Origin of the sequence: Bacteroides congonensis (assembly GCF_900130125.1) — a bacterium.
Classification (GTDB): Bacteria; Bacteroidota; Bacteroidia; order Bacteroidales; family Bacteroidaceae; genus Bacteroides; species Bacteroides congonensis.
This window is the reverse complement of sequence record NZ_FQXY01000011.1, coordinates 648,439-668,625: the sequence shown is the minus strand read 5'-3', so window position 1 is coordinate 668,625 and position 20,187 is coordinate 648,439. Positions and strand designations below refer to the sequence as shown.

The window sequence follows — 20,187 nt, the reverse complement described above, 5'->3', positions numbered from 1 at the left end:
TCTAGCATATCAACAGAATGATGATACTCAACGAACTACGCAAACATGGAAGGCTCGCCGCCAAACGGCATCCGATGTATGAAAAGAACAAAGTAGCTAAAATACTCGGTTATGTCATGGGCGCGTTCTGGGCCGGTTACCTGATATTCTTCGGTACGACGTTCGCGTTCGGATTTTCAGATATGGTTCCCAACCGGGAACCATATCATGTAATGAACGCTGTCGTCCTGATATTCATCCTGGCACTCGACTTCCTGATGCGTGTTCCGTTTCAAAAAACACCGACGCAAGAGGTAAAACCTTACCTCTTGCTGCCGGTTAAACGAAACCGTGTCATCGACTTCCTTCTTATCCGCTCCGGACTTAGCCTGTTCAACCTGTTCTGGTTGTTTCTCTTTGTCCCTTTTTCCTTCATTACCATTACCAAGTACTTTGGTGTCTTCGGTGTCATCACCTACCTTATCGGTATCTTGCTGCTGATTCTTGCTAACAATTACTGGTACCTATTGTGCCGCACACTTATCAACGAACGTATTTGGTGGCTTCTATTGCCCATCGCTTTCTACGGTGGAATAGGCTGCCTTCTTTTTATTCCCAAAGATAGCCCGCTCTTCTATTTCTTTATGGACTTGGGCGACGGATATATCCAGGGAAATATCCTTTATTTCCTCGGCACTATACTTGTCATCGTCATTTTATGGCTGATTAACCGCAAGATTATGTCCGGGCTTATCTATGCAGAGTTAGCAAAAGTAGATGACAGTCAAATCAAACATGTATCCGAATACAAATTCTTCGAACGCTACGGAGAAGTTGGCGAATACATGAGACTGGAACTGAAAATGCTTTTACGTAACCGCCGATGCAAAGGTTCGCTACGCAGCGTCGGTATTGTAGTCGTAGCCTTCTCCGTCGCACTTAGTTTCTCCAGCGTCTACGACGGAAATTTCATGACTTCTTTTATCTGCGTTTATAACTTCGCCGTGTTCGGCATGATTATCCTTTCGCAGATTATGTCGTTCGAAGGGAACTACATTGACGGCTTGATGTCCCGCAAAGAATCTATAATGAGCCTGCTGAAAGCTAAATATTACACATACAGTATCGCCGAAATCATTCCTTTTATATTAATGATTCCCGCTATTGTCATGAATAAGCTGACGCTACTAGGCGCTTTCGCCTGGTTTTTCTATACCATCGGCTTCATCTATTTCTGTTTCTTCCAACTGGCGGTTTACAATAAACAGACAGTAACGCTGAACGAGAAAGTGACCAGCCGCCAAACCAACAGCGCCATACAAATGTTGGTTAACTTTGGAGCCTTCGGCGTGCCGCTTATCTTGTACAGTATATTAAATGCACTTTTAGGTGAAACGGTTACTTATATTATCCTGTTGGCTATCGGCCTTGGATTTACCCTGACGTCTCCTTTATGGATAAAGAATGTATATCGCCGCTTTATGAAACGCCGGTATGAAAACATGGAAGGTTTCAGAGACAGCCGCCAATAGGCGCATGGGCATTAACTATATAAACATAGAAAATCATGATTACCATTGACAAACTTAAAAAGAATTTCGGTGAGAAGGTTGCCGTAGACATAGAACACTACGAAATCAATCAAGGCGATATGCTCGGATTGGTAGGAAACAACGGTGCAGGTAAAACGACTCTCTTCCGGTTGATGCTGGACTTGCTGAAAGCGGACGATGGAAAAGTGGTTATAAACGACATCGACGTAAGCCAAAGTGAAGACTGGAAAGCCTTTACCGGTGCTTTTATCGACGATGGTTTTCTGATAGACTATCTCACTCCGGAAGAATATTTCTATTTCATCGGAAAGATGTACGGATTGAAGAAAGAAGAAGTGGACGAACGGCTCGTTCCTTTCGAACGTTTCATGAACGGGGAAGTAATAGGAAACAAGAAGTTAATCCGCAACTACTCTGCGGGCAACAAGCAAAAAATCGGCATCATCTCCGCCATGCTTCATTATCCGCAATTATTGATATTGGACGAACCTTTCAATTTCCTCGACCCAAGTTCGCAATCCATCATCAAGCATCTGCTCAAAAAGTATAATGAAGAACACCAGGCAACGGTTATCATTTCCAGTCATAACCTGAATCATACAGTAGATGTATGTCCGCGAATTGCTTTGTTGGAATACGGGATTATCATCCGTGACATTATCAATGAGGACAATTCAGCAGAGAAAGAGCTCGAAGCTTATTTCAACGTGGAAGAGTAAGGGGATTTACTATTTACAAGTTACGATTGACTATTTATGAGTTACTTTTGCTGTTTATAAGTTAAGTACAGATGATGAAAGTAAAATTCAAACTAATATTCTTACTGGTAGGACTGACCGCCATTCTTAGTTCCTGCCGCACGTCCGCCCCTCGTTTGGATTACCAGGCATTGGCACGGGCTTCTATCCTGTTAGGCGTAGATATTAATCTTGAGGACAACCACAAACTCTATCTGGAAGCAGCCGACTGGATAGGCACTCCTTATCGCGGTGGCGGAGACTCGAAAAGAGGAACTGACTGTTCAGGCATGGTCTATCAAATATACCGGAAAGTGTACCGTATCCAAGTGCCGCGAAACTCGGAAGAACTGAAAGACAAAAGCAATAAAATAGCCAAGCGTAACCTCAAAGAAGGTGATTTGGTATTCTTCAGCAGCAACCGTTCCAAAAAGAAAGTAGCCCATGTAGGCATCTATCTGAAGAACGGGAAGTTCATCCATTCCAGTACGAGCCGGGGAGTAATCGTCAGCAGGTTGGGCGAAGATTATTATAGCAGGCATTGGATATGCGGTGGCAGAATACGTTAATCATCAACTCTAAATAATATATCATTATGAAGTCATTTATCGGAGCAGTCATATTTATCTGCGTGGCATTCAGCGCAAATGCGCAACTTCTGTGGAAAGTATCCGGCAACGGGATGGAACAACCATCTTATATCATAGGTACACATCACCTGGCTCCGTTCAGCATCATGGACAGCATTGCCGGACTCAAAAAAGCACTGAATGAAACCCAACAGGTATATGGAGAGATAAAAATGTCCGAAATGCAATCGCCGGCTACCATGCAGAAGATGCAGCAGGCCATGATGATTGCCAATGACAGCACGCTATCTTCACTCCTGTCGCCCGAAGACTTCGCAACTGCCAACAAATTCTGTAAAGAGAACCTGATGATAGATTTAAGTGCAGCCCCAAAACTAAAACCTGCCTTCCTGTTGAATAATGTAGTAGTGGTAGCTTACGTGAAACATATCGGCAAATTCAACCCACAGGAACAACTCGACACCTTCTTCCAGTCTCAAGCCACGCAGAACGGTAAGAAAGTAGACGGTCTGGAGACCGCGGAGTTTCAATTCGACTTACTGTTCAACGGCTATTCACTACAACGTCAGGCACAACTGTTGATGTGTACGCTTAACAACATCGACTCTGAAGTGGAAAACCTGAAGAAACTCACCAACGCCTACATGAAACAGGATTTGAATGAAATGCTTCGACTCAGCGAAGAACGCAAAGGCAACCAATGCGACCCAACTCCCGGTGAAGAAGATGCCCTAATTTATAACCGCAACAAGGCCTGGGCGGAAAAGCTACCGGCTATCATGAAAGCTGCTCCGACTTTTGTCGCTGTTGGCGCCCTGCACCTTCCCGGTGAGAAAGGATTGCTAAACCTACTAAAAAAGCAAGGATATACGATAGAACCTGTGAAATAAAAGTAGACCTGCGAAATAAGAGTAGAACCTGCGAAATAAGAAAAGTATTTAGTACTTTTGCGGAAAAGTTTTCCCCAATGAATTACAAAACCTATTTATTCGATTTCGACTACACACTAGCCGATTCGTCACGTGGTATCGTCAAGTGTTTCAGAATTGTGCTCACCCGCCACCAGTATTTAACCGTCACCGATGAAGCCATCAAACGCACTATTGGCAAAACACTGGAAGAATCTTTCAGTATCCTGACCGGAGTTACCGACCCGGCACAGCTTGAAGCTTTCCGACAGGAATACAGAAAGGAAGCCGATGTTCATATGAATGTAAACACACGTCTCTTCCCCGACACGTTATCTACCCTGAAAGAGTTGAAGCAACGGGGTGCCCGCATTGGAATCATCTCTACCAAATATCGCTTTCGGATATTGAGCTTCCTCGAAGAATATCTTCCGAAAGATTTCCTTGATATTATAGTAGGCGGAGAAGATGTAAAAGCTGCGAAACCTTCACCAGAAGGGGTACGGTTCGCTTTGGAACATTTGGGAAGTACGCCACAAGAGACATTGTATATCGGAGACAGCACTGTAGATGCAGAAACTGCCCGGAATGCAGGAGTGGATTTTGCAGCGGTGCTCAACGGGATGACTACCGAAGAAGAATTTCAAGCGTATCCGCATCGGATGATAATGAAAAATCTTGGAGAGTTGGTTCAAGCCCGTTAATTACTTTCATTTGGAATGTCAAATCATATTTTTGCAGCAAACACGAATGATTGAATATCAAAAAGGCAACTAACTAAAAATTAATTAGTTGCCTTACATTTTTATAGATTATCCCTAATTAACATATCCCGCTCATACCATGTTCTTAAACTTCCGGAGCAATATAATCATCCGTGCAATTATTATTATCGCAACTATCGGAGTTATATAATAGAAGAAATAAGTTGTAAATAGTTTAAATCTAGATTGTAAACAAAATACATCTAGTATGGCAAAAGCCATACCAACCATCCAACCCCAACCCACAACATTGGATATTTTATCCTTATTCAAATAAGAAATAAAATTATTAATTGATTCCTTGTTCATATTGACTTTCTGTTTCTTCCTCCAGACTGCTCCAATGATAAAAACTGAACACTGCAACAGTAAGAGCATCGTATACATTCTTCTTTTCTAATTCAGTCAGAATACCGCTAGCCTCTATTTTCTCAATATATTTATTAACTATAAAGTTCACATCATCAATATCTTCAGAATATTGATGAAAGACTTCAATAAAAAGATTCATAATCTCTGAATCCACCCCAGTTCCAGAGACATAAGAAGGTTTATCAGCATCACGATTTATTACCTTAGATAAGACAGCTTCATAATTTTCAATATAATCTTCCGAATTCAAAACAGCATTTTCTACGGATGTGAAAGTTTGAGTTGTTCCCCAATTGTCATCACCCGGTGGAGATGCCATAGTTTTTAGAATTGCATTATGTGCAATGCCTACCTCTATTGAAGTCTCATACTCAGGCGGTAAAATTATATCAATTGTCTCCGTAGAATACTCGTCAATTAAATTATTTTCTTTTACATAACAATATGCTTGCTGTATTGATGCTTTAGAACTTGTAATATCTGATGACGATATTGAGATTCTTGTTGCTAAATCAGCCATATATGAAGCTCCAGCAGCACCAATAGCAGCCCCTATTGCACCTCCAACAACTGTTCCATATCCCGGAAAACTAGATCCAAGAGTAGCGCCTATTTTTCCCATTTCAAAACCTCCGCTAATATCAGCAGTAGCAACAGCCAAAAAACGAAGCCATCTACTTCTAGTAACTGGCTTTGTAGAAATAATGCTGTCATTAAAGTGTTGAAGAGTAATCACTAATTCATTCTGAACCGGCGGTTCGAATGAAGGCATTTCATCCTGTTTGTTCGTACAAGATAAAACAACTGTAGCTAACGCCAGAAAATAAATGATTCTCATAACTAATATTTTAAAAATTATTTCACAATATACTATTTTTTTTTCAATCTCACAATACAGCAACTCTTATTTATATTTTTTTACATGATACAAAGGAAGCAATGTCATTTCCGCATATTGAGCTTCCTCGAAGAATATCTGCCAAAAGATTTCCTTGATATTATAGTAGGCGGAGAAGATGTAAAAGCCGCAAAGCCTTCGCCCAAAGGAGTTCTGTTTGCATTGGAACATTTGGGAAGTAGCCCAAAAGAGACATTGTATATCGGAGACAGCACCGTAGACGCGGAAACTGCCCGGAATGCAGGAGTGGATTTTGCAGCGGTGCTCAACGGGATGACTACCGCAGAAGAACTTCAAGCGTATCCGCATCGGATGATAATGAAAAATCTTGGAGAGTTAGTTTAGCTTATTTCTAACATAAGAACTTTTAAAAAGAGTTATTACATTAATAATAATTCATGCATCGACTTGCATAAAGAAAAGTTTATGCATATATTTGTAAGGTCAAAAAGGAACAAGAGTATCATTAAAAACATGAAAGATGGAAAACCCAAAAGGCGAACTTGAGGAAATCAATTTCCAGATTTTTAGAATTAAGTATGCCATTAAACAATATAGAGAAAGATGCGAGATTTTAGGTATTAACCCCAATCCAAGAACAGACGAGCTGCTCGAACAGCTTACAGAATTAATAAAAAAGAGAGATCAGTTACAGAAATATTAAATAAATTCTCCCTCATAGAAAGGGATAAATTAGGAATCATATGGAAGAACTATTGAAAGAATTGCAAGAAATGAGTGCATTGAAAGACGATGCCAGTTTGAAGAAAGCTAGAGAAATTAGAGCTAAGTATAATAGCCCTGAAGAAAGAGAATTCATTATTAAATATATGAATGGTGAATTAGACTGCATTGAAAACGAAATTAAAATAGTTGATGCAAAACTTGAGCGCATGTTATCAATTAAAGCACAGGTCAAAGAAATCAGTGAGATAGTTTCATTGAAATATATTGCAAAAAACTATTTCGGAAAAAGTGCATCATGGCTCAGTCAACGCATTAATGGAAGCCCCGTAAGAGGCAAAATCTACTGTCTTAAAGAATCAGAACTTGACATATTAAATTCTGCAATACAGGACATAGGTAAAAAATTAGGTTCACTTTCTATCGGTTGATAGTCCATTCTTTTGACGTTGCCACTATCGTTGATTTTAGGATATGAACACTTCAGCATATTCTACCAGAAAAAGTTTAATAGCGATTTTGCCCTCATACTCTCATAGTTCGTCTGAATCCCTTTATTCATCGACATTTCAGCTATGAGAGCAACTATGAGGGTAACTATGAGGGTAAAAGTTACTCTCATACATCACCGACTCTTCCCGACTGCAACTCCAAACAATAATGCTTGATTCACAGGATGTTAACAGTTATCATCTCAGCTATTAATACTTGACATCCCAACTAGTAATAGCTGAGAAGTCAAGTATTAATAGCTGATAAATGACCTATTTACATCCAATAAATGATATAGCAATACCCAAAAAGTAGATTAGATGGATTACTTTTTATTTTCATCCATCCACTTCTTCAACATTCCGGACTCTTCATGGCAAAAAGTAGTTAATTGGCTTATCAACCGACCGGATTGTGATAGAAGAACCACGGCAGACATCAGTTCTGAAGTAAGTTTCAGTGCTTTCAGGCGGGTATTCGGTTCGTTCATATGAATGAAATAGAGCGAAAAAGCCTGATAAAGTATCGGAATATAACGTTCCCACGGAAGCTCCAAACTGGAAAATAATGCTTTTGATTTTTCCAGTTTACGGAAAAGATAGTGGGGTAAATCATCTCCCGGGTTAAGTTTACATCGGGAAGAGGAAAGCACTTCTTGAGCAAAACGTTCAAAATAGGCCTTTAGAGCGGTCATTTCTTCTGCTGAAATAGAATCCGTCAAAAGAGATTCTGCAGATTGGTCGACGACAGTATCTGCCGGAGTGACTTCGGGACACATAGTGTGTTCTGTATCCATAATAATAAGGTATTAAATAGGCAGAAAAAAAGAGCGGTTCCGCCTGACCCGTTACCTAACACTCTCGCAAGCTGGGGGCACATTAATGCTCCCCACGGGGGACGAAACCGCATATCATCAAACAGCAGCAGGCATAAAAATGCCCGCTACCGAATCTGAAGCAGGTTCACCGCTTGCGAGGTAGAATGTTAGGTATTGCAAATATACTATCTTTTTTAAAACAATCACATTGTATAAGAATAAAACTTTGCCTTTTTCTTGACTTAGCTATAGGACAATCAATCTCCCGTGTACTAAGAAAAGTCGTAAGGCTACAGTTGAGTTATAGTTTCCTACCCTGAAACTCCAGTTTCATCAGCTTGAAACTTTAGTTTCATACACTTGAAACTCTTGTTTCTCCATCTGGAAACTTTAGTTTCTAACGCTTGAAACTAGAGTTTCAAAGCCTTGAAACTAAAAGTTTCATTACTTGGAACTAACAGTTTCAAGGCATGAAACACTTTGTTCCAACGTTTGAAACATTCGACACCTAGCCAGACAGAAGTAGAAAGCCATAGTAAATCGGCCAATAGAAACATGGGGAATGGCATAAGCATCTCCGCGATGGCAAAAAAACGGGTGATAGGTGATAGATGCGGTGATAGGTTATAAACACAACCTATCACCAGGCAAAGCATTATAAATGAATGATTTGTAACATCAGGTGATAGGTTGAAAGAGAAAATGCATTTTTTACTATGGGAAAGAGGGAGAAGTATCCCAAAACAATTAAAAAAAGAGCGAAAACATTTGTTTGGATTGAATAAAAACAGTACTTTTGTGCCCGATTATTCCGCAACGGGTTCGATAAAGAGCTCTTTAAGTGATTAAAGACCACCCGCCGGAGCTAACTTATACATTATATATAAGATGTACGCAATTGTAGAAATTAACGGTCAGCAGTTTAAAGCAGAAGCTGGTCAGAAATTGTTCGTTCACCACATTGAAGGTGCAGAAAACGGTTCAACAGTAGAATTTGAAAAAGTTCTTTTGGTAGACAAAGACGGAAACGTAACTGTAGGTGCTCCTACTGTAGAAGGCGCAAAAGTTGTTTGCCAGGTTGTATCAAACTTGGTTAAAGGCGACAAAGTTCTTGTTTTCCACAAGAAAAGAAGAAAAGGTTACAGAAAACTGAACGGTCACCGTCAACAGTTTACTGAATTAACAATTACAGAAGTAGTAGCTTAATCATTTTAAAAAGTAAGAAGAAATGGCACATAAGAAAGGTGTCGGTAGTTCTAAGAACGGCCGCGAATCACAAAGTAAGAGATTAGGCGTTAAGATATTTGGTGGCGAAACTTGCAAAGCAGGTAACATCATCGTTCGTCAAAGAGGTACTGAATTCCACCCGGGTGAAAACATGGGAATGGGCAAAGACCACACTCTTTTCGCTTTAGTAGATGGTACAGTTAACTTCAAAGTAGGCAAAGGAGACAAAAGATCTGTTTCTATCATTCCTGCAACTGAAGCATAATTGCACAACCGAAAATATTTAAGAGAAGGAGATGTAATCCAAAGGATTGCATCTCTTTTCTTTTTATACCAAATTCACTTCATTGTATCAGATAATACACATATACTTGCTCGATTATTCGTTTTTTCTTTATCTTTGTAGCCTTAAATAAGAAAGTTCATAAAAAGTATAGATATGCTTACCATTAAACAAATTACAGAAAACACAGAGGCGGTACTCCGCGGACTGGAAAAGAAGCATTTCAAGAATGCAAAAGAAACAATCGATCAAGTGATCGCTCTAAACGACAAGAGACGTAGCACACAAAACCTATTAGATAAAAACCTAGCAGAGGTTAACTCGCTTTCGCGCACTATCGGTCAATTCATGAAAGAAGGCAAGAAAGAAGAGGCTGAATCTGCACGCGCACGTGTTGCCGAACTGAAAGAAGGCAACAAGGAACTGGATGCCGTCATGACACAGGCTGCAACTGATATGCAGAATATACTCTATACCATCCCTAACGTTCCTTATGATGAAGTGCCCGAAGGTGTAGGCGCTGAAGATAACGTTGTAGAAAAAATGGGTGGCATGGAAACCGAACTTCCCAAAGACGCACTCCCTCATTGGGAACTGGCCAAGAAATATGACTTAATCGACTTTGATCTGGGAGTTAAAATCACAGGTGCAGGTTTCCCCGTATATAAAGGTAAAGGCGCGCAACTTCAACGTGCACTTATCAATTTCTTCCTGGACGAAGCGCGCAAGTCAGGATATACTGAAATCATGCCACCGACAGTGGTCAACGCCGCTTCCGGTTATGGAACAGGACAGCTTCCCGACAAGGAAGGACAAATGTACCATTGCGAAGTGGATGATTTATATCTGATTCCTACGGCAGAAGTTCCTGTTACCAACATCTATCGTGATGTAATCCTGGAAGAAAAACAATTGCCGATTATGAACTGTGCATACACGCAATGTTTCCGTCGCGAAGCCGGTTCTTATGGTAAGGATGTACGTGGGCTGAATCGTCTGCACGAATTTTCTAAAGTAGAATTAGTTCGTATCGACAAGCCGGAACATTCTAAGCAGTCTCATCAGGAAATGCTGAATCACGTAGAAGGACTGTTGCAGAAACTGGAACTTCCATATCGTATTCTTCGCCTTTGTGGTGGTGACATGAGCTTTACCGCTGCGCTCTGCTTTGACTTCGAAGTATATTCCGAAGCACAGAAACGTTGGCTGGAAGTAAGTTCCGTTTCCAATTTCGATACTTATCAGGCGAACCGCTTGAAATGCCGTTACCGCAATGCGGACAAGAAAACCGAACTCTGCCACACATTGAACGGTTCGGCACTGGCATTGCCGCGTATCGTTGCCGCTTTACTTGAAAACAACCAGACTCCGGAAGGCATCAGAATTCCGAAAGCATTGGTTCCGTACTGCGGTTTCGACATCATAGACTAAACTTTCACCACAGATTACACGGATTTTCACAGATGAATTAAAAAGGCATCGTGCAAGTGTTTATTGAAAAATTTGTGAGAACCAGTGCAATCTGTGGTGAAAACATTATTTACATAACCTTTTAACACATTTACCCCCATGACAAAAAACACAAAAAGTTTTGTATTGCCTTTGACATTCATCGGCATCATGTTCTTCGCGATTGGTTTCGCACTAGGTATTAATTCATTGTTAGTTCCCGTACTCCAAAAATCTCTGGGAATCTCGAACACGGCATCTTACCTTATTATCGCTGCAACCTTTATCCCATTTCTGGTATTCGGTTATCCTGCCGGGCTTACTATCAAGGCGATTGGTTACAAACGTACCATGTCACTGTCTTTCTTCATTTTTGCTGTGGCATTTTACCTGTTTATCCTATCGGCATCACAGGAAAGCTTCACCTTATTCCTGTTGGCGTCTTTCATTAGCGGAGCCGCCAATGCGTATCTGCAAGCATCCGTAAACCCTTATATCACCATTCTGGGACCATTGGACAGTGCCGCAAAACGTATCAGTATTATGGGTATTTGCAACAAATTGGCGTGGCCTATTCCTGCCATCTTCATTGTATGGTTACTGGGCAAAGATGTCAGCCTGATTGGCATTGAAGACTTGAGCAAGCCGTTTATCATCATCATTTGCGCTTTCGTCGCTTTGGGTGTTATGGCATTCTTCGCACCGCTGCCCGAAGTAAAAGCTGCCGGAGAAGATGAAAGCGAGGACGAAGCCGAAGCCTGTCCATATGCTGCAAGTAAAACTTCCGTTTTCCAGTTCCCGCACTTGCTGTTGGGTTGCCTTGCTTTGTTCCTTTATGTAGGCGTTGAGACAGTTTCACTCGGCACACTGGTCGATTACGCTAAAGAACTCGGTCTTGAAGGTGCTGCCAATTATGCATGGATTGCTCCTATCGGTATTGTTATCGGTTATATCTGCGGTATTATCTTTATCCCGAAATATCTTAGTCAGGCGGCAGCCCTGAAAATTTGCTCCATTCTGGCTATTATCGGTTCACTGCTAGTAGTACTCACCCCGAGCCACATATCTATCTATTTCATTTCATTCATGGCTTTGGGATGCTCATTAATGTGGCCGGCTTTGTGGCCGCTAGCCATGGCAGACCTTGGCAAGTTTACCAAAGCAGGTTCGTCATTACTGATTATGGCCATGTTCGGTGGCGCTGTTATCCCCACCCTTTACGGTTGGCTGAAAGACGTAGCCACTCCGCAACAGGCATACTGGCTGTGTCTCCCCTGCTTCCTGTTTATCCTATATTACGGAGTAGCCGGATACAAGATCAGAACGAAATAAACAAGAATATCTACTCATATATGGAGAGCCACTCATCAAAAGAGTGGCTTTTCTTTTTGTTTTTCGTAAATAAGCCGTATCTTTGCCGAAATTTATAACATTCTGCTAGCAGTTACGTAATAAAACCAACAAATTAATTAGATAATGAACAAAATCATTAGCAAAGAACGTTTTTCGGAGAAAGTATTCAAATTTGAAATTGAAGCTCCTCTAATTGCTAAATCCCGCAAGGCCGGACACTTCGTCATCGTACGTGTAGGCGAAAAGGGAGAACGTATGCCTTTGACTATCGCTGGTTCCGATGTAAAGAAGGGCACTATCACTTTGGTTATACAGGAAGTCGGGCTGTCCTCTACCCGTCTTTGTGAACTGAACGAGGGTGACTATATTACTGACGTAGTAGGCCCGCTCGGACAAGCTACACACATTGAGAAGTTCGGGACAGTAGTCTGCGCCGGTGGTGGTGTAGGGGTAGCTCCGATGCTCCCTATCGTACAGGCTTTGAAGGCTGCCGGCAACCGTGTGATTACCGTACTGGCAGGACGCAACAAAGACCTTATCATCCTGGAGAAAGAAATGCGCGAAAGCTCTGACGAAGTTATCATTATGACAGATGACGGTTCATACGGTCGCAAAGGCTTGGTGACGGAAGGCGTGGAAGAAGTTATCAAACGCGAGAAGGTTGATAAATGTTTCGCCATCGGCCCTGCCATCATGATGAAATTCGTTTGTTTGCTAACTAAAAAATATGAGATTCCGACTGATGTTTCGTTAAATACCATCATGGTAGACGGAACAGGTATGTGCGGTGCCTGCCGTATCACCGTAGGCGGAAAGACTAGATTCGTTTGTGTAGACGGCCCTGAATTTGACGGTCACCAGGTGGATTTCGACGAAATGCTGAAACGCATGGGTGCGTTCAAGAAAATCGAACGCGAAGAAATGAACAAGTTACAGCCCGAATGTGAAGCTACCAAAGAAATCGACGAAAAGAGCCGCAACGCTGCCTGGAGACAGGAATTGCGTAAATCAATGAAAGCAAAGGAACGCACGGCTATTCCCCGTGTCGAGATGAACGAACTTGACGCGGAATACCGCTCACATAGCCGCAAAGAGGAAGTAAACCAAGGCTTGACAGCAGAGCAAGCGGTTACAGAAGCTAAACGTTGCCTTGACTGCGCCAATCCGGGATGTATGGAAGGTTGCCCGGTAGGCATAGACATCCCCCGTTTCATCAAGAACATTGAACGTGGAGAATTCCTCGAAGCTGCCAGGACACTGAAAGAGACAAGCGCTCTTCCGGCTGTTTGCGGTCGTGTTTGTCCGCAGGAAAAACAGTGTGAATCCAAATGTATCCATCTGAAGATGAACGAAAAGCCGGTAGCTATCGGTTACCTCGAACGCTTTGCAGCCGATTACGAACGGGAAAGCGGACAGATTTCCGTTCCTGTTATCGCAGATAAGAATGGCATCAAAATAGCTGTTATCGGTTCGGGGCCTGCCGGATTGGCATTTGCCGGTGATATGGCAAAGTTCGGATATGACGTAACCGTATTCGAAGCGCTGCACGAAATTGGCGGTGTATTGAAATATGGTATCCCTGAATTCCGTTTGCCTAACAAGATTGTAGATGTGGAGATTGACAACCTTTCCAAGATGGGGGTCAACTTCGTTAAAGACTGCATCGTAGGAAAGACTATCAGTGTAGAAGACCTGAAAGAAGAAGGTTTCAAAGGTATATTCGTGGCTTCCGGCGCCGGTCTGCCCAACTTTATGAATATCCCCGGAGAAAACTCTATCAATATCATGTCTTCCAATGAATATCTGACCCGCGTCAACTTGATGGATGCTGCCAGCGAAGACTCTGACACTCCGGTAGCTTTCGGTAAGAACGTAGCTGTGATTGGTGGCGGTAATACCGCTATGGACTCCGTCCGTACAGCGAAACGTCTGGGAGCTGAACGTGCCATGATTATTTATCGCCGTTCGGAAGAAGAAATGCCCGCACGTATCGAAGAGGTGAAACATGCCAAGGAAGAAGGAGTGGAATTCCTGACACTGCACAACCCTATCGAATATATTGCTGACGAGCAGGGTTGCGTGAAGCAGGTAGTCCTGCAAAAGATGGAATTGGGCGAACCGGATGCTTCCGGACGTCGTAGCCCCGTGGCTATTCCCGGCGCGACGGAAACGATTGACATTGATTTGGCTATCGTAAGTGTCGGCGTATCTCCCAACCCGATTGTTCCAAGTTCCATCAAGGGACTGGAATTGGGACGAAAAGGGACGATTGCCGTTAATGAAAATATGGAATCTTCCATTCCTATGATTTACGCGGGTGGCGACATTGTTCGCGGTGGAGCTACTGTGATTCTTGCTATGGGAGACGGCCGCAAGGCTGCTGCTGCCATGAACGAGCAATTACAAGCGAAGTAAAGCAATACACGGGCTGAAATTCAGTCCAAAAACAAATAAGAAAATCCCCGTCTACATCGAGTAAACGGGGATTTTCTTATTATTAAAATATCAGAGATACTTTCTTATTTCACCACTTTGTTCGTCGCAGGATCCGGAAAGATAACAGCCGGCTTAAACGACTTGGCTTCCTCAAAATCCATCAATGCGTAAGACATGATGATGACAATATCATCCGGTTGCACCTTGCGGGCAGCAGCACCATTCAGGCAAATCTTGCCCGAACCGCGTTCACCTTTGATAATGTAGGTTTCAAAGCGTTCGCCATTATTATTATCAGCGATATACACTTTTTCTCCCGGAATCATGTTCGCAGCATCCAGCAAGTCTTCATCAATCGTGATGCTACCCATGTAGTTCAGATTCGCTTCCGTGACACGTGCGCAATGAATTTTCGACTTCAACACTTCAATCATCATAAGGTTTCGTCTTTTTAGTTATTCTTTATATTTAATGTTATCAATCAGCCGGACTTCGCCGCAGAATACCGTGATGCATCCTACTGCATAAGAAGTGTCTTCCCAACTATCTATTTTCTGCAATGTATTTCCGTCTACGATTTCAAAATACTCCAAACGCAAACCCGGAGCGGCTTCAATCGCATCTTCCACCATCTTCAGCGTTTCGCTCACTGTGTGAGTGGCTGCAAAGTTACGACTTTTAAATAATGTGCGTGAAATATTTAAAGCATTTTCACGTTCTTGCGCAGATAAACGCTTATTCCGGCTGCTCAATGCCAGTCCGTCCTCTTCGCGTACAATCGGACAGCCTACGATTTCCAACTTATATCCCAGTTGGCGCACCATCTCACGAATAATCGCCAGTTGCTGGAAATCTTTTTCTCCGAAGTAAGCCTTGTCCGGCTGCACAGCATCAAACAACTTGCTGACAATCTGGCAAACACCGTTGAAATGTCCCGGACGAAACGCACCTTCCATTACCGTATCCAACGGAGCATAGCTGAATTGGCGGGTATCCGGTTCGGGATACATTTCACTTACGGAAGGAGCAAATACAAATGCAGCCCCACATTCTTCCAATAAGCTGCAATCAGCATCCAACGTACGCGGATATTTCTCTAAGTCGTTCTTATCGTTAAACTGTGTGGGATTTACAAAAACACTCACTACAGTTACACCATTCTCACTTACGCTGCGCTTTACCAGAGATGCATGTCCCGCATGTAAAGCACCCATTGTAGGAACCAGTCCCACCGTTTCACCTTGGGCTCTCAGAGCAGTCAATTCCGCCTGTAAGTCCTTGATAGTGTGCACTATTTTCATTTTCGTCAATTGGTTTATGTTTTACTCGTTTGCAAAAACTCTGCAAAATAAACTAATATTTGCCACATAAAGAAAGAATATCTTATTTAATGTGTCTTTTTTTTCGTATCTTTGCAGAATATTATAGTGAACTATCGTTATTATGACAAAGGCGAATAAAGTTTTATTTATTACTCAAGAGATTACACCTTACGTTTCAGAATCCGAAATGGCCAATATAGGTAGAAACCTTCCACAGGCGATACAAGAAAAAGGCCGTGAAATCAGAACATTTATGCCCAAATGGGGAAACATCAACGAGCGCAGAAACCAACTGCACGAAGTGATTCGCCTCTCCGGTATGAACCTGATTATCGACGATACTGACCACCCACTGATTATAAAAGTCGCTTCTATCCAATCCGCACGCATGCAGGTATATTTCATCGACAACGATGATTATTTCCAAAACCGTATGCAGACAGCGGACGAAAATGGCGTGGAATACGACGATAATGACAGTCGTGCCATTTTCTATGCACGTGGCGTACTGGAAACAGTGAAGAAGCTTCGCTGGTGTCCGGATGTTATCCATTGCCATGGTTGGATGACGGCTTTGGCTCCTCTTTATATTAAGAAGGCCTACAAGGATGAACCTTCTTTCCGTGATGCCAAGGTAGTTTTCTCTGTTTATGAAGACGACTTCAAGAATACGCTTAGCGACGACTTTGCAACAAAGTTGATGCTGAAAGGTATTTCAAAGAAAGACTTGGGCGACTTGAAAGAACCGGTAGATTACGCTGCTCTTTGCAAACTTGCTGTTGATTATTCCGACGGAATAATTCAGAACAGTGAAAAAGTAGATGAATCCATCATTGAATACGCCCGCCAATCAGGCAAATTGGTGCTTGACTACCAAGATCCGGAAAACTATGCAGAAGCCTGCAATGAGTTCTACGATCAGGTATGGGAAGCCACTTCCAACAACAACGAAGAAGAATAAAAAATCAAGATACGACGATCATGAAAGCAAAATACGCCTTAATCGCTTTACTGGCAATCACTTTTTTCGGTTGTGATGATAACACAGCAGGATTGGGACTGGGAATGTTTCCGGGAAGCGACCAGAACATTAATGGACAACTGACGACATATGATGTTACAACGGAATCCGTTCCTGCAGGTCAGATTTATGCGAAAAGTAACATCGGCTATGTAGGAAAGTTTACTGATGAGCTGTTTGGTACTTATCAGGCCGGTTTTTTAGCTGAGTTGAATTGCGTGGAAGGAACGACATTTCCCGGAGCATATAATTATGAAAAGAATACATCTTTCGACAACAAAAACAAACCTACTCTAACGATGGTAGGGCCGGGCGGAAATGAAGCGGATAAAAAGGATATTACTTTTGTTACGGATAAAAAAGGTAATATAATAGGTAATATCCACACAATTGAACTTTATTTATGGTACGACAGTTATTTCGGAGATTCATTGACCGCTTCCCGTTTAAGTGTTTACAAATTAGGTGACGCGGCAAAAGAGTTAGATGAGGGTAATGCGTATTATACTAATATTAAGCCTGAAGAATTTTACAATCCCAAAAACCTGTTAGGAACTAAAGCTTACACAGCGGTTGACCTGTCGGTTAAAGATTCTATTCGCAATCTTAGTTCGTATGTTCCTAGTGTACATGTATCTTTCAAAGAAGAAGCCGCAAAAGAAATAGGTGCAAAGATTATAAGAAAAGCCTATGAATCAGGAGCCAACTTTGATAGAAAAGCACTTAAAGAGGCTTTTGAAGGGATCTACGTAAAAAGCGATTATGGTGACGGTACAATACTCTATATAGATCAGGTTCAAATGAACGTAGTATATAAATGCTATGCTATAGACTCTATCAGTGGCAAAATATTACCCAAAAAGGCAGCAGTAGAAGAAGGGGAAAGCAAAGACTCCACATATTATGGATATCGCATGTTTAACTCCACCCGCGAAGTTATTCAAGCAAACAGTTTGGATAATGACCAAACTGCTATGGAGAACTGCATCAGCAATCCGGATTTGACTTATATAAAAAGCCCTGCAGGTATTTTCACTCAAGTAACTATTCCTGTTAGTGAAATAGCGGAAAAGCTACAAGGAGACACTCTGAATGCTGTAAAACTGGGAATTCCTATTTATAACGAAACAAGTGAGAAGAAATTTGGAATGACCAAACCGAGAAGTGTCTTATTGATACGCAAAAAGTATAAAGATACTTTCTTTGAAAAGAATCAACTTAGTGATGGCACAACTTCATCTTTGTTCAACTATGCAGATAATTCACTTAGCTTTACCCAATATACATTCAACAATATCACTCAAATGATAAATAATTGTTTGGCAGATAGGGAAGCAGCGAAGAATGCATTGCCGATGACATTTAAAGTCATTAATCCGGAAACTAATGTTGAAGAAACAAAAACAGCAACGACTATCGAAAAATGGGAAGAATATAGTGAGTGGAATAAGTTCGTACTTATCCCCGTACTTGTTACCAAAGATTCTTCTTCAAGTAATAGTTATTATGGTACTTCTTCCAATATAATAAGCATACAACATGACCTAAAACCGGGATATGTACGCTTGAAAGGCGGTAGTAAAAAAGGTGCTGATGGTAAGCCGGATCCAAATAATGTATTAAAACTTGAAGTTGTTTCTACAAACTTTGGAACAAAATCGAAATAAGAAATAAATAGAGACACATCTATAAAATATCAGCGCGGATTACTTGAATGTAATTCGCGCTATTATTTTATAGAAATATTCAAAAGACAATGATATAATGAAAAAGCCGTGAACTTGACCTTCATCAGATTCACGGCTTTTTATATTAAGAGCGACTTATCTTATCCTTCTTTCTTTGCTGTAGTTTTCTTAGCTTTTGCAGCCGGTTTCTTTGGTTCAGCAGCCTTTTTAGCGGTAGCTTTCTTGGCGGCAGGTTTATCAGCTTTAGCAACAGACTCTTTTACTACAGGTTCAGCAGCAACCGCGGTTGCCTTCTTTGCAACAGTCTTTTTTGCGGCAACTTCCTTTGCAACCTTTGCTTGCAATTTCTCAACTTCTTTCTGTAATTCGGTTATTTCATCACCCTGATTCTTAATCGTAGTCAACAAAGAATTAAGTTCTTCGCTATCCACATCCGAAGGATATAATGAATCCACCCGTTTGATGAAGTCAGCGAGAATATTCATATAGTTAGTGAAAGCATCATAAGGAGAATCATAAATACCACGGTTCAGCCAAATACCGGTATTTTTCGTAGTCATGAAACGGAAGTTGTTGCTAGCCTGCAAATAATCCCAGTCCTGCTTGATACGACGGTCGTCACTCAAGTGAACACGTTCTGCCACACTATACAACTTATTGAAAGCTTCACGCTGCATAACATTACCCAACCAGCAGCTAGTATCTCTCTCCTCATCTACCCATGACATCGGATAAGCGACATCAAGTTGGGATACGGATTTCAACTTCGTTACGATTTCAGTCGGTGTAGAGAAAGTTATACCTTTCGCTTTCGCACATTCCGGCAGAGCTTTCAGGAATTCGAGAATATTGGAAGACAAAGGTTGAGCCATACCAAGCGCACTCAATTCCATAAAGATATTGATAACTTGTTCTTCCTGTGGAAGTGCATCAATCCAACTGATATATTTGTCTGCAAACAAAGGATATTCCGCCCAATCCGAATTAGAGAAACGCAAACCTATATCATCCGACAATTTGAAGTCCCGCAACAAAAGTTTAAGGCTCGGAGCTTGATTGCAATGATATACATAGTGCGGGCTCTTCCAACCCAATACATGCTTGGCACCTTCCGTCAACATTCCCTTGAATCCCAAAGAAGCTACCAAACCACCGATTTCATCTGAATAAATCAAACTGGAGTTACGGAACACTTTCGGTTCCTTGCCAAACATCTGCTTCATCTTATCACGCTGACGAATCACTTCTTCACGGAAGCAATCTTCATTAGCAAGTGAAGACAGACCATGCGAATAAGGCTCGCAAAGGAATTCACAACAGCCGGTATCATTCAGTTGATGCAACAAGTCGATCACTGCCGGAGCATGAATTTCCAGTTGCTCCAACGCTACGCCTGAAATAGAAAGCGCAACTTTGAAAGCACCGCCCGAATTCTTCACCATTTCAATCAGTGTACTGAGGGCAGGAATATATGAACGCTCGGCAACTTCATTCATACTCATTTCGTTCGCATAATCATCATAATAATAATGATCATTACCAATATCGAAGAAACGATAGCGTTTCAAATGTATAATTTGATGTATCTCAAAATAAAGACAGATAGTTCTCATT

Annotated in this window: 19 protein-coding genes and 1 pseudogene; 15 read left to right on the top strand and 5 right to left on the bottom strand. The window is 41.7% G+C overall.

Annotated features, from left to right (window positions below; all coding sequences use genetic code 11):
• The first annotated feature begins 17 nt into the window (after positions 1–17).
• From BQ7997_RS20060 to BQ7997_RS20040, 5 genes are all read left to right on the top strand, one after another.
• Positions 18–1,511 (top strand): DUF5687 family protein, encoded by a 1,494-nt coding sequence (locus BQ7997_RS20060; RefSeq protein ID WP_073347791.1) that lies wholly within the window; start codon positions 18–20, stop codon positions 1,509–1,511.
• A gap of 35 nt (positions 1,512–1,546) precedes the next feature.
• Positions 1,547–2,251 carry an ABC transporter ATP-binding protein gene (locus BQ7997_RS20055; RefSeq protein ID WP_022139893.1) on the top strand — a complete coding sequence of 235 codons (705 nt, stop codon included), beginning with the start codon at positions 1,547–1,549 and terminating at the stop codon, positions 2,249–2,251.
• A gap of 74 nt (positions 2,252–2,325) precedes the next feature.
• Positions 2,326–2,838 (top strand): C40 family peptidase, encoded by a 513-nt coding sequence (locus tag BQ7997_RS20050; RefSeq protein WP_073348474.1) that lies wholly within the window; start codon positions 2,326–2,328, stop codon positions 2,836–2,838.
• Between the two features lie 26 nt (positions 2,839–2,864).
• A complete protein-coding gene (locus BQ7997_RS20045; RefSeq protein ID WP_073347790.1) occupies positions 2,865–3,749 on the top strand; it encodes a TraB/GumN family protein in 885 nt (294 codons plus the stop codon).
• 77 nt (positions 3,750–3,826) lie between these two features.
• Entirely contained in the window at positions 3,827–4,471 is a 645-nt protein-coding gene (locus tag BQ7997_RS20040; protein ID WP_073347789.1) for an HAD-IA family hydrolase, read from the top strand.
• A gap of 349 nt (positions 4,472–4,820) precedes the next feature.
• Here BQ7997_RS20040 and BQ7997_RS20030 read toward each other — a convergent pair whose 3' ends face one another.
• On the bottom strand, positions 4,821–5,741 hold the full coding sequence (locus tag BQ7997_RS20030; protein WP_139260936.1) for a hypothetical protein: 921 nt from the start codon (positions 5,739–5,741) through the stop codon (positions 4,821–4,823).
• A 108-nt stretch (positions 5,742–5,849) separates the two neighbouring features.
• Here BQ7997_RS20030 and BQ7997_RS20025 point away from each other — a divergent pair.
• The 3 genes and pseudogenes from BQ7997_RS20025 to BQ7997_RS20015 form a co-directional block, all read left to right on the top strand.
• A pseudogene (locus BQ7997_RS20025) lies at positions 5,850–6,146 on the top strand (HAD family hydrolase); the annotation flags it as partial.
• A 136-nt stretch (positions 6,147–6,282) separates the two neighbouring features.
• A complete protein-coding gene (locus tag BQ7997_RS20020) occupies positions 6,283–6,465 on the top strand; it encodes a hypothetical protein (protein ID WP_022139900.1) in 183 nt (60 codons plus the stop codon).
• A gap of 40 nt (positions 6,466–6,505) precedes the next feature.
• Positions 6,506–6,916: a DUF5053 domain-containing protein gene (locus BQ7997_RS20015; RefSeq protein ID WP_022139901.1), complete on the top strand. Its 411-nt coding sequence runs from the start codon at positions 6,506–6,508 to the stop codon at positions 6,914–6,916.
• Positions 6,917–7,302: 386 nt separating this feature from the next.
• On the opposite strand, the gene BQ7997_RS20010 is transcribed toward BQ7997_RS20015, so the two are convergent.
• Positions 7,303–7,773 carry a hypothetical protein gene (locus BQ7997_RS20010; protein ID WP_073347787.1) on the bottom strand — a complete coding sequence of 157 codons (471 nt, stop codon included), beginning with the start codon at positions 7,771–7,773 and terminating at the stop codon, positions 7,303–7,305.
• 909 nt (positions 7,774–8,682) lie between these two features.
• On the opposite strand from BQ7997_RS20010, the gene rplU reads away from it, so the two are divergent.
• The 5 genes from rplU to BQ7997_RS19980 all read left to right on the top strand — a co-directional run bounded on the left by rplU (position 8,683) and on the right by BQ7997_RS19980 (position 14,521).
• The gene (rplU, locus tag BQ7997_RS20000; protein ID WP_044657262.1) at positions 8,683–9,000 is read left to right on the top strand and encodes a 50S ribosomal protein L21; all 318 of its coding nucleotides are present in this window, start codon (positions 8,683–8,685) and stop codon (positions 8,998–9,000) included.
• Between the two features lie 22 nt (positions 9,001–9,022).
• Entirely contained in the window at positions 9,023–9,286 is a 264-nt protein-coding gene (gene rpmA / locus BQ7997_RS19995; protein WP_044657263.1) for a 50S ribosomal protein L27, read from the top strand.
• 174 nt (positions 9,287–9,460) lie between these two features.
• Entirely contained in the window at positions 9,461–10,735 is a 1,275-nt protein-coding gene (gene serS, locus BQ7997_RS19990; RefSeq protein WP_073347785.1) for a serine--tRNA ligase, read from the top strand.
• A 138-nt stretch (positions 10,736–10,873) separates the two neighbouring features.
• The gene (gene gluP / locus BQ7997_RS19985) at positions 10,874–12,085 is read left to right on the top strand and encodes a glucose/galactose MFS transporter (RefSeq protein ID WP_044655048.1); all 1,212 of its coding nucleotides are present in this window, start codon (positions 10,874–10,876) and stop codon (positions 12,083–12,085) included.
• 144 nt (positions 12,086–12,229) lie between these two features.
• Positions 12,230–14,521, top strand: coding sequence for a bifunctional dihydroorotate dehydrogenase B NAD binding subunit/NADPH-dependent glutamate synthase (locus BQ7997_RS19980; protein ID WP_044655047.1), 2,292 nt, complete (start codon positions 12,230–12,232; stop codon positions 14,519–14,521).
• Between the two features lie 104 nt (positions 14,522–14,625).
• On the opposite strand, the gene panD is transcribed toward BQ7997_RS19980, so the two are convergent.
• Together panD and panC are read right to left on the bottom strand one after the other, a co-directional pair.
• On the bottom strand, positions 14,626–14,979 hold the full coding sequence (gene panD / locus BQ7997_RS19975) for an aspartate 1-decarboxylase (RefSeq protein WP_004301789.1): 354 nt from the start codon (positions 14,977–14,979) through the stop codon (positions 14,626–14,628).
• Positions 14,980–14,997: 18 nt separating this feature from the next.
• On the bottom strand, positions 14,998–15,843 hold the full coding sequence (gene panC / locus BQ7997_RS19970; RefSeq protein ID WP_022136458.1) for a pantoate--beta-alanine ligase: 846 nt from the start codon (positions 15,841–15,843) through the stop codon (positions 14,998–15,000).
• A 142-nt stretch (positions 15,844–15,985) separates the two neighbouring features.
• Between panC and BQ7997_RS19965 the strand changes: the two genes are divergently transcribed.
• Positions 15,986–16,825, top strand: a complete 840-nt coding sequence (locus BQ7997_RS19965; protein ID WP_073347784.1) for a glycogen/starch synthase — start codon at positions 15,986–15,988, stop codon at positions 16,823–16,825.
• A 20-nt stretch (positions 16,826–16,845) separates the two neighbouring features.
• Entirely contained in the window at positions 16,846–18,552 is a 1,707-nt protein-coding gene (locus tag BQ7997_RS19960; protein WP_073347783.1) for a BamH family beta-barrel-assembly machinery protein, read from the top strand.
• Between the two features lie 161 nt (positions 18,553–18,713).
• Here BQ7997_RS19960 and BQ7997_RS19955 read toward each other — a convergent pair whose 3' ends face one another.
• Entirely contained in the window at positions 18,714–20,186 is a 1,473-nt protein-coding gene (locus tag BQ7997_RS19955; protein ID WP_073347782.1) for a glycoside hydrolase family 57 protein, read from the bottom strand.
• Position 20,187 lies beyond the last annotated feature (1 nt).

Coding starts and splice junctions, on each gene's coding strand:
- BQ7997_RS20060 (WP_073347791.1), top strand. CDS start 18: ATGATGATACTCAACGAACTACGCAAACATGGAAGGCTCGCCGCCAAA.
- BQ7997_RS20055 (WP_022139893.1), top strand. CDS start 1,547: ATGATTACCATTGACAAACTTAAAAAGAATTTCGGTGAGAAGGTTGCC.
- BQ7997_RS20050 (WP_073348474.1), top strand. CDS start 2,326: ATGAAAGTAAAATTCAAACTAATATTCTTACTGGTAGGACTGACCGCC.
- BQ7997_RS20045 (WP_073347790.1), top strand. CDS start 2,865: ATGAAGTCATTTATCGGAGCAGTCATATTTATCTGCGTGGCATTCAGC.
- BQ7997_RS20040 (WP_073347789.1), top strand. CDS start 3,827: ATGAATTACAAAACCTATTTATTCGATTTCGACTACACACTAGCCGAT.
- BQ7997_RS20030 (WP_139260936.1), bottom strand. CDS start 5,741: ATGAGAATCATTTATTTTCTGGCGTTAGCTACAGTTGTTTTATCTTGT.
- BQ7997_RS20020 (WP_022139900.1), top strand. CDS start 6,283: ATGGAAAACCCAAAAGGCGAACTTGAGGAAATCAATTTCCAGATTTTT.
- BQ7997_RS20015 (WP_022139901.1), top strand. CDS start 6,506: ATGGAAGAACTATTGAAAGAATTGCAAGAAATGAGTGCATTGAAAGAC.
- BQ7997_RS20010 (WP_073347787.1), bottom strand. CDS start 7,773: ATGGATACAGAACACACTATGTGTCCCGAAGTCACTCCGGCAGATACT.
- rplU (WP_044657262.1), top strand. CDS start 8,683: ATGTACGCAATTGTAGAAATTAACGGTCAGCAGTTTAAAGCAGAAGCT.
- rpmA (WP_044657263.1), top strand. CDS start 9,023: ATGGCACATAAGAAAGGTGTCGGTAGTTCTAAGAACGGCCGCGAATCA.
- serS (WP_073347785.1), top strand. CDS start 9,461: ATGCTTACCATTAAACAAATTACAGAAAACACAGAGGCGGTACTCCGC.
- gluP (WP_044655048.1), top strand. CDS start 10,874: ATGACAAAAAACACAAAAAGTTTTGTATTGCCTTTGACATTCATCGGC.
- BQ7997_RS19980 (WP_044655047.1), top strand. CDS start 12,230: ATGAACAAAATCATTAGCAAAGAACGTTTTTCGGAGAAAGTATTCAAA.
- panD (WP_004301789.1), bottom strand. CDS start 14,979: ATGATGATTGAAGTGTTGAAGTCGAAAATTCATTGCGCACGTGTCACG.
- panC (WP_022136458.1), bottom strand. CDS start 15,843: ATGAAAATAGTGCACACTATCAAGGACTTACAGGCGGAATTGACTGCT.
- BQ7997_RS19965 (WP_073347784.1), top strand. CDS start 15,986: ATGACAAAGGCGAATAAAGTTTTATTTATTACTCAAGAGATTACACCT.
- BQ7997_RS19960 (WP_073347783.1), top strand. CDS start 16,846: ATGAAAGCAAAATACGCCTTAATCGCTTTACTGGCAATCACTTTTTTC.
- BQ7997_RS19955 (WP_073347782.1), bottom strand. CDS start 20,186: ATGAGAACTATCTGTCTTTATTTTGAGATACATCAAATTATACATTTG.